At 69.9% G+C, this 13,698-nt stretch carries 13 protein-coding genes; 5 read left to right on the forward strand and 8 right to left on the reverse strand.

Features of this window, described 5'->3' with window-relative positions:
- Positions 1-74: 74 nt before the first annotated feature.
- The 8 genes from E5082_RS12730 to rpmH all read right to left on the reverse strand — a co-directional run bounded on the left by E5082_RS12730 (position 75) and on the right by rpmH (position 6,113).
- Positions 75-1,169 (reverse strand): ParB/RepB/Spo0J family partition protein, encoded by a 1,095-nt coding sequence (locus tag E5082_RS12730; RefSeq protein ID WP_135791369.1) that lies wholly within the window; start codon positions 1,167-1,169, stop codon positions 75-77.
- Entirely contained in the window at positions 1,166-2,239 is a 1,074-nt protein-coding gene (locus E5082_RS12735) for a ParA family protein (protein ID WP_078858378.1), read from the reverse strand. The genes E5082_RS12730 and E5082_RS12735 overlap by 4 nt, the downstream gene beginning before the upstream one ends.
- Before the next feature lie 329 nt (positions 2,240-2,568).
- Positions 2,569-3,285: a 16S rRNA (guanine(527)-N(7))-methyltransferase RsmG gene (gene rsmG, locus E5082_RS12740; RefSeq protein WP_086691989.1), complete on the reverse strand. Its 717-nt coding sequence runs from the start codon at positions 3,283-3,285 to the stop codon at positions 2,569-2,571.
- Positions 3,286-3,402: 117 nt separating this feature from the next.
- Positions 3,403-3,915, reverse strand: a complete 513-nt coding sequence (locus E5082_RS12745) for a Jag family protein (RefSeq protein WP_086691986.1) — start codon at positions 3,913-3,915, stop codon at positions 3,403-3,405.
- Between the two features lie 15 nt (positions 3,916-3,930).
- Positions 3,931-5,220, reverse strand: a complete 1,290-nt coding sequence (gene yidC, locus E5082_RS12750; RefSeq protein ID WP_135791370.1) for a membrane protein insertase YidC — start codon at positions 5,218-5,220, stop codon at positions 3,931-3,933.
- A 3-nt stretch (positions 5,221-5,223) separates the two neighbouring features.
- Positions 5,224-5,586: a membrane protein insertion efficiency factor YidD gene (gene yidD / locus E5082_RS12755; RefSeq protein WP_086691980.1), complete on the reverse strand. Its 363-nt coding sequence runs from the start codon at positions 5,584-5,586 to the stop codon at positions 5,224-5,226.
- Entirely contained in the window at positions 5,583-5,954 is a 372-nt protein-coding gene (rnpA, locus tag E5082_RS12760) for a ribonuclease P protein component (RefSeq protein WP_135791371.1), read from the reverse strand. Before rnpA ends, yidD begins: the two co-directional genes overlap by 4 nt.
- Before the next feature lie 21 nt (positions 5,955-5,975).
- Positions 5,976-6,113 carry a 50S ribosomal protein L34 gene (gene rpmH / locus E5082_RS12765; RefSeq protein ID WP_003975051.1) on the reverse strand — a complete coding sequence of 46 codons (138 nt, stop codon included), beginning with the start codon at positions 6,111-6,113 and terminating at the stop codon, positions 5,976-5,978.
- A gap of 405 nt (positions 6,114-6,518) precedes the next feature.
- Here rpmH and dnaA point away from each other — a divergent pair, with 405 nt between their 5' ends.
- The 5 genes from dnaA (at position 6,519) to E5082_RS12800 (ending at position 13,418) form a co-directional block, all read left to right on the forward strand.
- Positions 6,519-8,474, forward strand: coding sequence for a chromosomal replication initiator protein DnaA (gene dnaA, locus E5082_RS12775; protein ID WP_135791372.1), 1,956 nt, complete (start codon positions 6,519-6,521; stop codon positions 8,472-8,474).
- A gap of 1,041 nt (positions 8,475-9,515) precedes the next feature.
- A complete protein-coding gene (gene dnaN / locus E5082_RS12785; RefSeq protein ID WP_030806004.1) occupies positions 9,516-10,646 on the forward strand; it encodes a DNA polymerase III subunit beta in 1,131 nt (376 codons plus the stop codon).
- Positions 10,647-10,813: 167 nt separating this feature from the next.
- Positions 10,814-11,692, forward strand: a complete 879-nt coding sequence (gnd, locus tag E5082_RS12790) for a phosphogluconate dehydrogenase (NAD(+)-dependent, decarboxylating) (protein WP_086690353.1) — start codon at positions 10,814-10,816, stop codon at positions 11,690-11,692.
- Positions 11,693-11,763: 71 nt separating this feature from the next.
- Positions 11,764-12,885, forward strand: coding sequence for a DNA replication/repair protein RecF (recF, locus tag E5082_RS12795; RefSeq protein ID WP_135791373.1), 1,122 nt, complete (start codon positions 11,764-11,766; stop codon positions 12,883-12,885).
- On the forward strand, positions 12,882-13,418 hold the full coding sequence (locus tag E5082_RS12800; RefSeq protein ID WP_135791374.1) for a DciA family protein: 537 nt from the start codon (positions 12,882-12,884) through the stop codon (positions 13,416-13,418). The genes recF and E5082_RS12800 overlap by 4 nt, the downstream gene beginning before the upstream one ends.
- Positions 13,419-13,698 lie beyond the last annotated feature (280 nt).

A 13,698-nucleotide genomic window follows, 5' to 3' on the forward strand; every position in this document is an offset into this window, starting at 1 on the left:
GAGCGGACCGTGTTCCGGTACACACCGGACACGGCCCGCCCCTGCGGCCCTGGTGAGGACGCCCTGACAGAGGGCTACTCCTCGGAGTCCTCCTCCTGGAGCCCCTTCGGCAGGATCGGCCCCTCACCCGGAGCCAGCGTGCCGAGGATGCGCTCCAGATCGTCCACCGAGGCGAACTCGACGGTGATCTTGCCCTTCTTCTGGCCGAGGTCGACCTTCACCCGGGTCTCGAACCGGTCGGAGAGCCGCGTCGCCAGATCGCTCAGCGCCGGGGAGACCAGAGCACCGGCCCGAGGGCCCTTGGCACGCTGGGCCCGCTGGGGGCGCGAACCCATCAGCGTCACGATCTCCTCGACCGCCCGCACCGACAGCCCCTCGGCCACGATGCGGTGCGCCAGCCGGTCCTGCTCCTCGGAGTCCTCCACCGACAGCAGCGCTCGCGCGTGACCGGCCGAGAGCACGCCCGCGGCGACCCTCTTCTGCACGGTCGCCGAAAGCTTCAGCAGCCGCAGAGTGTTGGAGATCTGCGGCCGGGAGCGCCCGATGCGGTCGGCCAACTGGTCGTGCGTGCAGTTGAAGTCCTTGAGCAACTGGTCGTAGGCGTGTGCCTCTTCCAGCGGGTTCAACTGCGCGCGGTGCAGGTTCTCCAGCAGGGCGTCCAGCAGCAGCTTCTCGTCGTCCGTGGCACGGACGATCGCCGGAATGGACTCCAGCTCCGCCTCACGGCTGGCGCGCAACCGGCGCTCACCCATGATCAGTTCGTAGCGGTCGTCGCCCAGTTCCCGTACGACGACGGGCTGGAGCAGGCCGACCTCCTTGATGGAGATGACCAGTTCGTTCAGCGCGTCCTCGTCGAAGACCTCGCGCGGCTGGCGCGGGTTCGGCGTGATGGACTCGAGCGGCAGCTCGGCGAAGTAGGCACCGGCGGGCGGCGCGGGGCGCTCGTCGGCCGGGCTTGCCGGGGCGCCCTCCGGCTCTTGGGGCGCCGACGACAGGGCACCGCCCCGGCCGATGCCGGCGGACCTGCGGTCGGGCGACAGCGCCGGACCCGATGCCGAGCCGGCGGACGAACCGCCACCCAGCACGGCCGAAGCCGGGATCTTCTCGGTCGGTGCTGCGGGGATCAGTGCGCCAAGTCCTCGGCCCAGCCCCCTCCGTCGATCACTCACTGCATCCCCTCCACCATGTTCGGGTCGTTCTGGGTGCCGAGATGGGCCTGGGTCGGGTCATAGCTGACCCCCACACCCCTCAGCGCGATCTCTCGGGCCGCCTCGAGATAGGAGAGCGCACCGCTCGATCCTGGATCGTAGGTCAGTACCGTCTGCCCGTAGCTCGGCGCCTCGGAGATACGGACCGAGCGAGGAATGCTCGTCCGCAGCACCTCGTCGCCGAAGTGGGTGCGCACCTCTTCCGCGACCTGGGAGGCGAGGCGGGTCCGGCCGTCGTACATCGTGAGCAGGATCGTCGACACATGCAGGGACTGGTTGAGATGGCCCCGCACCAGGTCGACGTTGCGCAGGAGTTGGCCCAGGCCCTCCAGGGCGTAGTACTCGCACTGGATCGGGATGAGGACTTCCTGGCCGGCCACGAGTGCGTTGACCGTCAACAGGCCCAGCGAGGGCGGGCAGTCGATGAGGATGTAGTCCAACGGCTGCTCGTACGCCTGGATGGCGCGCTCCAGCCGGCTCTCGCGGGCCACCAGGGAGACCAGCTCGATCTCCGCGCCCGCGAGGTCGATCGTGGCGGGAGCACAGAAGAGGCCCTCGACATCGGGGACGGGCTGGACGACCTCGGCCAGGGGCCGACTGTCCACCAGCACGTCGTAGATGGAGGGAACTTCCGCGTGGTGGTCGATCCCCAGTGCCGTGGAGGCATTCCCCTGCGGGTCGAGGTCGATCACCAGGACCCGGCCGCCGTGCAGCGCGAGGGAGGCGGCCAGATTGACGGTCGTCGTGGTCTTGCCGACGCCGCCCTTCTGGTTGGCGACCACGATGACTCGGGTCTGCTCCGGCCTCGGCATGCCTTCAGCGGCACGGCCCAGGGCGTCGACCGCCACTTGGGCCGCACGACCGATGGGAGTGTCGTCCATCGGAGGCGGTGTTTCACGTGAAACATCCGTCCCCCTCGATTCGGTACGGGGACCGGGGACCGGATCGGTCATCGGTCCCGCGATGTTGGCGTCGGACCGCAAGGATTCACTCTCCTCGACTACAGGCTCGCAATGAACAGAGCCTCCCATGCCTTCGGGGGCGTGAACCAGTGAGCCCTGTCCTTCTGTGGAGAAGTCCACCTCTGTGGACAACTTCGGAACCCCTCCGAGTGAACCAAGAGGCCGCCGGTCGAGGGGTTCTGCCGCGGCGCGACCGCGGCTGATGATGCCGTGCAGCAAGGAGCGACGTTTCACGTGAAACACGATGCACAGCCCGGAGGACCGGTGCTCTGCGACACTCCGGCTCGCCCGGCCGACTAACCCGGCCGGGAAAGAAAGATGCGCCCCCAGCCTCGGCCAGGGACGCACTCTCAGGGCTCAAGGGCCCAGGACCAGCCCGGGACGGAGAAGCCCACGACTCAGCGGCGCCGCCGTGTCCGGCTCGTACGGGCCGCCTTGGCGCGCTTGGCGGCGAAGCGGACACCGCCGGGGCTTTCCCCGACCTCCACCCGGACCACCGTGGACAGCGGGTCCACCACGCCCTCGCCGACCTGGAGCACCGAGGTGGAGACCGCACCGAGCTTGCTCAGCGCGGTGGACGCCGCCTTCAGCTCCTCCTCGGCGGTGTCGCCCTTGAGCGCCAGCATCTCGCCGTAGGGCCGCAGCAACGGGATGCCCCAGGTGGCCAGGCGGTCCAGCGGAGCCACGGCACGCGCGGTCACCACATGGACCGGCGGCACCTTGCCCAGCATCTCCTCCGCGCGCCCCCGGACCACGGTGACGTGGTCCAGGCCCAGCAGCTCCACGACCTCGGTGAGGAACGTGGTCCGCCGCAGCAGGGGCTCCAGCAGGGTGATGTTGAGGTCGTCCCGCACCAGGGCCAGCGGAATGCCCGGCAGTCCCGCACCCGAGCCGACATCGCACACCGTCACCCCCTCGGGGACGGCCTCGGAGAGCACCGCGCAGTTCAGCAGGTGCCGCTCCCACAGCCGGGGCACCTCCCGCGGGCCGATCAGGCCACGCTGGACGCCTGCCTCGGCGAGCAGCTCCGCATAGCGGACCGCGTCATCGAAGCGATCGCCAAACACTTCCCGCGCCTCTTCGGGCGCGGGGGGAAGCTCCGCTGCCTCCGTCACGGGGACCGTCCTTCCGTACCGCGCCGGTGCTTCACGCACCGGCCCTCAGAACTACCAGGCTGACAAAGTTCGGCCCCGTCTGTTGGTCAGACGGGGCCGATGGAACCATGGGGCCGATCAGGCGGGCAGCACGACGACGAACCGCTGGGGCTCCTCGCCCTCGGACTCGCTGCGCAGTCCCGCGCCCTTGATTGCGTCGTGGACGACCTTGCGCTCGAACGGGGTCATCGGCTTGAGCTTGACCGGCTCCCCGGTGCTCTTGACCTCGGCGGCCGCCTTGGCGCCCAGCTCGGCCAGCTCGGTGCGCTTCTGCGCCCGGTAGCCCGCGATGTCCAGCATCAGCCGGCTGCGGTCACCGGTCTCGCGGTGCACGGCCAGGCGCGTCAGCTCCTGAAGGGCCTCCAGCACCTCGCCGTCCCGGCCGACCAGCTTCTGCAGATCGCGGCCCGGCGCGTCGCTGATGATCGAGACGGAGGCGCGGTCGGCCTCCACGTCCATGTCGATGTCGCCGTCGAGATCGGCGATGTCCAGCAGACCCTCGAGGTAGTCCGCAGCGATCTCACCCTCCTGCTCCAGGCGGGTGAGGGTGTCTGCACCCTCGGCGGCGGCGGTGGTGGTGCCTTCCGTCACGGGATGGGCTCCTTCTTACTTCTTGGACGGGGACTTGGGCCGCTGGCCACCCTTGCGCTGCCCGGACTGGGCCTTGCTGCGGGTGCCGGAACCGGGCTTCGGAGTCTGCTTGGGAGGCGCGGGCTTGGCGTCCTGCGGCTCCTCGGACTTGGTCAGCGAGGGCGAAGAGGCGGGCTCATCGGCCGGCTCGGCCTCGTGCGGCTGCTTGGGCCCCGCCTGGCGCTGGGACTTGCTCTGCCGCTTGGGCTGCTGACGGCGCGGGGCGCCGACGGCCGCGGTGGGCGTGCCGTCCTCGGCCTGAGCGACGGCCTGGCTGTCGCTCTTGACCACGTTGCCGTCGGCCTGGGCCACCAGACCGGCCTTGGTGAGGGAGTTGATGAACTTCCGCTCGGCCTCGTTGCGGTCGCGGCCCTTGGCGACGATCGCCTTGACGATCACCCGGGCGCTGCGGCTGCGGACCTTGCCGTGGTGCGTGACGTGACCGGTCAGGCGCTCCAGGTAGGCGGCCTGCGCCTTGGAGCCCGGAGTCGGGTTGTTGCGGATGACGTACATCTGCTGGCCCATGGTCCACACGTTGGTGGTCAGCCAGTAGACGAGGACACCGACCGGGAAGTTGATGCCGAAGACGGCGAACATGATCGGGAAGACGTACATCAGCATCTTCTGCTGCTGCATGAACGGGGTCTTCACCGAGGTGTCGACGTTCTTCGTCATGAGCTGGCGCTGCGTGTAGAACTGCGACGCCGACATCAGGACGATCATGATGGCGGTGACGACCCGCACATCGGTGACGGTGGCACCGAGGGCGTGCAGGGTGTCCGCGTTGTCCTTGAACTTCGCCGCGAGCGGGGCACCGAAGATGTGCGCCTTACGGGCGCTCTCCAGCAGCGAGTCGTTGATGACGCCGATGGTCTTGCCCGACGCGATGCCGTTGAGCACGTGGTACAGGGCGAAGAAGAACGGCGACTGCGCCAGGATGGGAAGGCACGAGGAGAGCGGGTTGGTACCCGACTCCTTGTACAGCTTCATCATCTCTTCGGACTGGCGCTGCTTGTCGTTCTTGTAGCGCTCCTGGATCTTCTTCATCTCCGGCTGGAGCGTCTGCATCGCACGCGTCGCCTTGATCTGCTTCACGAAGAGCGGGATCAGGCAGATGCGGATCAGGACCACCAGGGACACGATGGACAGGCCCCAGGCCCAACCCGTGTCAGGGCCGAAGATGGACCCGTACACCGTGTGGAACTGGACGATGACCCAGGAGACGGGTGTCGTGATGAAGCTGAAGAAGCTGGCAATCGTGTCCACTAATCATGCTCCTTGGGCATGGGACGAGGTCTCTGCGGCCGGGCCCGAAGGTGGCTCGGAAGAAAGCTTCGCCTCGGTGGCCGGTTCGGCGGAGTTCCCGCCCTTGCGTGCGCCCCAGGCGTTGCGCAGCATTTCGTGCCACCGCGGACGCTTGCGCGGCGGGACATGGTCCACACCGCCCAGCGACCACGGATTGCAGCGGAGAATGCGCCAGGCCGTGAGAGCTGTTCCCTTGATGGCACCGTGCCGGTCGATGGCCGTGTAGCCGTAGTGGGAGCACGACGGGTAGTACTTGCACACCGGCCCCAGCAGCGGACTGATCGTCCACTGGTACAACTTGATCAGAGCCAGTAGCGGGTACTTCATCGCGTGCCCCCTCCCAGTAGCCGCTGGATAGCGGCGTCCAGGTCTTGGGCCAGCCGTGCGTGGTCCGCGTCGCCCGATCCGGGCAGCGCGCGTACGACTACCAGGCTACCGGGGGGAAACAGGGCGACTCGGTCACGCATCAGGTGACGCAGTCTGCGCTTGACGGTATTGCGGACGACCGCGTTGCCCACGGCCTTGCTCACGACGAAACCCGCACGCGTCGGGGGAGCGCTCTCCCCAGGCGCGTGCGGGTCCGTGGCACCGCTGCGAAGGTGGACGACGAGAGTCGGGCGACCGGCCCGGCGTCCTCGTCGTACCGCGGATGCGAAGTCCTCGCGCCGCCTCAGCCGGTTTTCGAGGGGCAGCACGATGTCATGACCTGATCGGGATCAGGCGGACAGACGGGCGCGACCCTTGCTGCGGCGGGTCGCCAGGATGGCGCGGCCGGCACGGGTACGCATACGCAGCCGGAAGCCGTGGGTCTTCGCGCGACGACGGTTGTTCGGCTGGAAGGTGCGCTTGCTCACTCGGGGGCTCCAGAAGAAATCGGTAGTGGCGGGGTGCCGTCCTGGCTGTCACCGTGCGCCCACGAGTAGCTCGCGTCACGCCCGAGTGCACCGCTTCCCGATCACCTGAAGCGATCTGTGCCCATCGGAGGCAGGCGGCAGCAGCCATCGACAACTCGACCTGGTTACGGTACGCGCGGCTACGCCATCCGGTCAAACCGGCGCCCGTCGGGGGAGACTGTCCACAGGCTGGGGACAACAACTTGAACCCTACCCGCTGCGCTGACTACCGTGGCTGGACTCCGATTCGTTCCCTTGTCCCCGCACCACCGGGATTGCCCGGCCCAGTCCGGCCCGTCCACCTGATGTTCATCCCGACCCATCCCACAACCACACGTTCGTGGGACCTGCGAGAGAGCGTGCCCTGTGGCTGACGTACCTGCCGATCTTGCCGCAGTGTGGCCACGCGTACTGGAGGAACTCCTGGGCGAGGGCCGGGGCCAGGGCGTCGAGACCAAGGACGAGCACTGGATCAGGCGCTGCCAGCCGCTGGCCCTGGTCGCGGACACCGCGCTGCTGGCCGTGCCGAACGAATTCGCCAAGAACGTGCTCGAGGGCCGCCTGGCCCCGGTCGTCAGCGAGACCCTGAGCCGCGAGTGCGGCCGCCCCATCCGGATCGCCATCACGGTGGACGACTCCGTCGGCGGCCCCCCGGCCCCCCAGCCGTCCGGCGGCCACGAGCAGCCCGACTCCCGCGACCGCGACCAGCGCGAACAGGGCGCCCCGCCGCGCTACGAGGAGCCGGAACTGCCCTCCGGCCCCTACGAGGGCTACGGCCGCCACCGCGCCGACGACCAGCAGCGCCCGGGCGACAGCCAGGCCGGCCGCGGCGAACGCCCGCCGACCGCGCGCGAGGAGCGGATGCCGACGGCCCGCCCCACCTATCCGTCCGAGTACCAGCGCCCCGAGCCGGGCGCCTGGCCGCGCTCCGGGCAGGACGACTACGGCTGGCAGCAGCCCCGCCTCGGCTACCCCGAGCGCGACCCCTACGCCTCCCCGTCCCAGGACTCCTACGGCCGCGCGCCGGACTACCGCGCGCCCGGCCGCGAGCGCCAGGGATACGAGCAGCAGCGCCCCGACTACGACGCCCCGCGCCCGGAGTACGGCGCGCCCCGTGCCGAGTACGACCAGCGCGACCCGGTCCGGCGGGAGCGGCCCGAGCCGCCGTCCGACAGCGGTGCGGGGCGGCGCGGCGGCGGGACCGGGCGTCCCGAGCTGCCGTCCACCGGCCGCGGCGGCTCCGGCTCGTCGTCCTCCCCGTCGCCGAGCGCAGGGGGCCCCGGTGAGCCGACCGCGCGGCTGAACCCGAAGTACCTCTTCGACACCTTCGTCATCGGCGCCTCCAACCGCTTCGCGCACGCGGCCGCGGTGGCCGTCGCCGAGGCGCCGGCGAAGGCATACAACCCCCTCTTCATCTATGGGGAGTCGGGGCTCGGCAAGACGCACCTGCTGCACGCGATCGGGCACTACGCGCGCAGCCTCTACCCCGGTACGCGGGTGCGGTACGTCAGCTCGGAGGAGTTCACCAACGAGTTCATCAACTCGATCCGCGACGGCAAGGGCGACAGCTTCCGCAAGCGGTACCGGGAGATGGACATCCTGCTCGTCGACGACATCCAGTTCCTCGCGGACAAGGAGTCGACGCAGGAGGAGTTCTTCCACACCTTCAACACGCTGCACAACGCCAACAAGCAGATCGTGCTGTCCTCCGACCGGCCGCCCAAGCAGCTCGTCACGCTGGAGGACCGGCTGCGCAACCGCTTCGAGTGGGGCCTGATCACCGACGTCCAGCCGCCCGAGCTGGAGACGCGGATCGCGATCCTGCGCAAGAAGGCGGTGCAGGAGCAGCTCAACGCCCCGCCGGAGGTGCTGGAGTTCATCGCCTCCCGGATCTCGCGGAACATCCGTGAGCTGGAGGGCGCGCTGATCCGGGTGACGGCCTTCGCCTCGCTCAACCGGCAGCCGGTGGACCTGGGGCTCACCGAGATCGTCCTCAAGGACCTGATCCCCGGCGGCGAGGACTCCGCGCCCGAGATCACGGCCACGGCCATCATGGCGGCCACCGCGGACTACTTCGGGCTCACGGTGGACGACCTCTGCGGCACCTCGCGCGGCCGCGCGCTGGTCACCGCCCGGCAGATCGCCATGTACCTGTGCCGTGAGCTGACGGATCTGTCGCTGCCGAAGATCGGCGCGCAGTTCGGCGGCCGCGACCACACCACCGTCATGCACGCGGACCGCAAGATCCGGGCGCTGATGGCCGAGCGGCGCTCGATCTACAACCAGGTCACCGAGCTGACGAACCGCATCAAGAACGGCTGACGCCGGCCGCGTACGGGCCCATGAGGGCGCTCCGGGAGTTCTCCGGGGCGCCCTTCGGCGTTCCTGCGGGAAGCGTCCGGGGGAGAGACGGCTGCGATGCGGGTGGGTCCGGGGGTCCGGCAGCCGCGCGGGGCCGAAGAGGAGCCGGCGGGTGAACAGCACGGCGGCCGACGCGCGTGGGAACCCCGTAAGGGCACCGGGAGCCCCGCCCAACCCTCCGATCCGAGCCGCTGGCCCCGTCCCCACCCCCCAACCCCCGTGTCCCACCAGCAACCTTGTGTTCGATTCCCTGGCGAGTTACGGCCTCCCTCCACAGATTGCCCGACTTTCTTTCGCCCACAGGGTGGGGACTGCGAAGTTGTCCCAAGCTGCGTCCACAGGGAAGCTGGGGGTTGGGCATCTGCCCTGCTCAGAGGGTTGTGGATTCGTGGACGAACGATCTCCACAGGGTGTGGACAAAGACTCCGTCCACACCCTGTGCGTAACGTTGTCCACGGCTGGCCCCACAGGTTGGGGGCGGTTGTCCCCAGCGGAAGCTGGCTTCTCCACATCACTGTCCACTGTTCGGCAACATCACGGGGCCGGTCACTGCGTCGAGTGAAAGCCGTCACACGGAACTGCCAACAGCCCCTGTGGGAAACGGCGCCAAACCTGGGGACGCAGCTGGGGAGAACTCGCCCTGTCCTGGGGACGGTGTGTGCAGAACTTTCTGTTCTCCACAGATGGGCCAAGTTGTCCACGGGGTCCGCCCACAGGGGCAGTGGATAAAATTTGGGGCCTGACCTGGGAAAACGGGGTTATCCACGGTATCCACAGGCCCTACTACTACTCCCGACTAGAGAGAGCTAGGAATCCGTTTCGAAGCGGGGCCTGTGCACAACTTGCTGCTTCGCCCTCGGCTGCCGCTCGGCCCGACTTGACCCCGACCGGCACCTGCTGTCAGCGCGGTGCGTCAGACTGGTCACCGGTGTCCTTCCCCTCGCAACGGGAGGCGACACCGAGTCGGAGGACTCAGAAGGCAACAGCAGGAGGCGGCTTACGGTGAAGATCCGGGTGGAACGCGACGTACTCGCGGAGGCAGTGGCGTGGGCGGCACGCAGCCTCCCGGCCCGTCCGCCGGCGCCTGTCCTCGCCGGCCTGCTGCTGAAGGCCGAGGAGGGCCAGCTCAGCCTGTCGGGCTTCGACTACGAGGTCTCCGCCAGGGTGGGCGTCGAGGCCGAGGTCGAGGAGGAGGGCACCGTCCTGGTCTCCGGCCGCCTGCTCGCCGATATCTGCCGCGCGCTGCCCAACCGCCCGGTGGAGATCTCCACCGACGGTGTGCGGGCCACCGTGGTCTGCGGCTCCTCGCGGTTCACCCTCCACACCCTGCCGGTGGAGGAGTACCCGGCGCTGCCGCAGATGCCGACCGCCACGGGCACCGTCCCCGGCGAGGTCTTCGCGGCCGCCGCGTCCCAGGTGGCCATCGCCGCCGGGCGTGACGACACGCTGCCCGTCCTCACCGGTGTGCGCATCGAGATCGAGGGCGACACCGTCACCCTGGCCTCCACCGACCGCTACCGCTTCGCGGTCCGCGAGTTCCTGTGGAAGCCGGAGAACCCGGACGCCTCCGCGGTCGCCCTGGTCCCGGCCAAGACGCTGCTGGACACCGCCAAGTCGCTCGGCGCCGGTGACAGCGTCACCCTGGCGCTCTCCGGCTCCGGCTCGGGCGAGGGCCTCATCGGCTTCGAGGGCGCCGGCCGCCGCACCACCACGCGGCTGCTCGAGGGCGACCTGCCGAAGTACCGCACGCTGTTCCCGACGGAGTTCAACTCGGTCGCAGTGATCGAGACCGCCCCCTTCGTGGAGGCCGTCAAGCGCGTCGCCCTGGTCGCCGAGCGGAACACCCCGGTGCGGCTCAGCTTCGAGCAGGGCGTGCTGATCCTGGAGGCGGGCTCCAGCGACGACGCACAGGCTGTGGAAAGGGTCGACGCCCAGCTCGACGGCGACGACATCTCGATCGCCTTCAACCCGACCTTCCTGCTGGACGGTCTGAGCGCGATCGACTCCCCTGTGGCCCAACTGTCGTTCACCACCTCCACCAAGCCGGCGCTGCTCAGCGGCAAGCCCGCGCTGGACGCGGAGGCGGACGACGCCTACAAGTACCTGATCATGCCGGTGCGCCTGAGCGGCTGAGCCGGGCTCCCCGGCACCGGACCGAGTGCGGGACCGGTGGCAAAAGCCCAGGTGGGGGCGTACGTATGAGCGCGTATACCCACAGTTGTGCATGACGGGTCGCCGTTAGGCTCGGTGCCGGGCACCCACGTGCCCGGCACGCCACACAGCGACCTAAGGAACAACTGATGGAGCTCGGTCTCGTCGGCCTCGGCAAGATGGGCGGCAACATGCGTGAGCGCATCCGCCGCGCAGGCCACACCGTCATCGGATACGACCGCAACGCGGACCTCGCGGACGTCCACAGCCTCGAAGAGCTTGTGGGCAAGCTCAGCGCCCCGCGCGTGGTCTGGGTGATGGTTCCGGCGGGCGAGGCGACTCAGGCGACCGTCGACCGGCTCGGCGAGCTGCTGGAGCCCGGCGACGTGGTCGTGGACGGCGGCAACTCCCGCTGGACGGACGACGAGAAGCACGCCGAGGAGCTGGCGGCCAAGGGCATAGGCTTCGTCGACTGCGGCGTCTCCGGCGGCGTCCACGGCCTGGCGAACGGCTACGCGCTGATGTACGGCGGTGACGAGGAGAACGTCGCCAAGGTGCGGCCTGTCCTCGACGCGCTGAAGCCCGAGGGCGACTTCGGCTCCGTACACGCCGGCAAGGTCGGCGCGGGCCACTTCTCCAAGATGGTCCACAACGGCATCGAGTACGCCATGATGCAGGCGTACGCCGAGGGCTGGGAGCTGCTGGAGAAGGTCGACTCCGTGGAGAACGTCCGCGAGATCTTCCGCTCCTGGCAGGAGGGCACGGTCATCCGTTCCTGGCTGCTCGACCTCGCGGTCAACGCCCTGGACGACGACGAGCACCTGGACGGCCTGCGCGGCTACGCGCAGGACTCCGGTGAGGGACGCTGGACGGTGGAGGCCGCGATCGACAACGCGGTGCCGCTGCCGGCGATCACCGCGTCGCTGTTCGCGCGGTTCGCCTCGCGGCAGGACGACTCGCCGCAGATGAAGATGATCGCCGCGCTGCGCAACCAGTTCGGCGGCCACGCCGTCGAGAAGAAGCCGTAACCGGCACAAGAAGTAGTCCACAGGGTCGTTCCGGCGATCCACAGGCTGTTGAGGGAGGTCGGCGGACGACCATGCACGTCACGCATCTTTCGCTGGCCGACTTCCGCTCGTACGCCCGGGCCGAGGTTCCGCTCGGCTCGGGCGTCACCGCCTTCGTGGGCCCCAACGGGCAGGGCAAGACCAACCTCGTCGAGGCCGTCGGCTATCTGGCCACCCTCGGCAGCCACCGGGTCTCCGCCGACGCCCCCCTGGTCCGCATGGGCGCCGAGCGTGCCGTCGTGCGGGCGCAGGTCCGCCAGGGCGAGCGGCAGCAGCTGGTCGAGCTGGAGCTGAACCCCGGCCGCGCCAACCGGGCCCGGATCAACCGGTCCTCGCAGGTCAGGCCGCGTGACGTGCTGGGCATCGTGCGGACCGTGCTGTTCGCGCCCGAGGACCTGGCGCTGATCAAGGGCGACCCCGGCGAGCGCCGCCGCTTCCTGGACGAGCTGATCACCGCGCGCGCCCCGCGCATGGCGGGCGTCCGCTCCGACTACGAGCGGGTGCTCAAGCAGCGCAACACCCTGCTGAAGTCGGCCGCCCTCGCGCGCCGGCACGGCGGCCGCTCCATGGACCTCTCCACGCTCGACGTGTGGGACCAGCACCTCGCGCGCGCGGGCGCCGAGCTGCTGGCCCAGCGCCTGGACCTCATCGGGGTGCTCCAGCCGCTCGCCGACAAGGCGTACGAGCAGCTCGCCCCCGGTGGCGGACCCGTCGCGCTGGAGTACAAGGCCTCCGCGCCGGGCACCGCGCACACCCGCGAGGAGCTGGCCGAACAGCTGCTGGGCGCGCTCGCCGAGGCGCGCAAGCAGGAGATCGAGCGGGGCGTGACCCTGGTCGGCCCGCACCGCGACGACCTGGTGCTGCGCCTGGGCCGTCTCCCCGCCAAGGGGTACGCCTCGCACGGCGAGTCCTGGTCCTACGCGCTCGCGCTGCGCCTGGCCTCGTACGACCTGCTGCGGGCCGAGGGCAATGAGCCGGTGCTGATCCTGGACGACGTCTTCGCCGAGCTGGACGCGCGCCGCCGGGAGCGGCTGGCCGAGCTGGTGGCGCCCGGCGAGCAGGTGCTGGTGACGGCCGCGGTCGACGACGACGTGCCGCACGTCCTGGCGGGCGCCCGGTACGCGGTGTCCGACGGCACGGTGGAGCCGGTATGAGCGACGGGGACGGGCAGGACCGCAAGGCGCCGGAGCCGTCCGGTGTCGACCTCGCGCGCGTGGCGCTGCGGGCGGCGAAGGAGCAGGCACGCGCGCGTGGGGACGCGGCGCGGCAGAAGAAGCAGGCGCGGCGCGGCGGTGGCCTGCGCTCGGGCGCTCGGGCGGACGGCCGGGACCCGATGGCGCTGGGCGCGGCGATCAACCGGCTGCTGAACGAGCGCGGCTGGGAGGCCCCGGCGGCGGTCGGCGGTGTCATGGGCCGCTGGCCGCAGATCGTGGGCGAGGACCTGGCGAAGCACTGCGTGCCGCAGCGGTACGACGAGGACGAGCGGGTGCTGTCGGTCTCCTGTGACTCGACGGCATGGGCGACGCAGCTCCGCCTGCTGGCGCCGACGCTCGTGGCCCGGCTGAACGAGGACCTCGGTCACGGCACGGTCCGGATGATCAAGGTGAACGGTCCGGGTGCCCCGGTGCGCCGTTACGGGCCTCTCAGGGCGCCGGGAAGCGCCGGTCCGGGCGACACCTACGGGTGACGTACCTCACGTCTGACCAGTGAGGCGTGAGGGCACTCCGCAGCCGTACGGGTGTACGGATCGGCGGCCGATCATGGGCCGACCCCCCGACGGACAAGGGCTGACGGCCCGAAGCCCTGAGCGCCGCTGTGAGCCCCTCGCAGCCCCCTTCCCCATATCGGGACCCGGTCGGGGCCGGTTCAGGGCGGCACATGCGTACTCAGGTGCCCGCAAGCCCCCATCATTGTCAGTGCTACCGGTAGACTGGAAGGCGATCCCGCCCCATTCGTGGGGACCGTCC

It is taken from the genome of Streptomyces griseoluteus (genome assembly GCF_004784465.1).
GTDB classification, from domain to species: Bacteria; Actinomycetota; Actinomycetes; order Streptomycetales; family Streptomycetaceae; genus Streptomyces; species Streptomyces griseoluteus.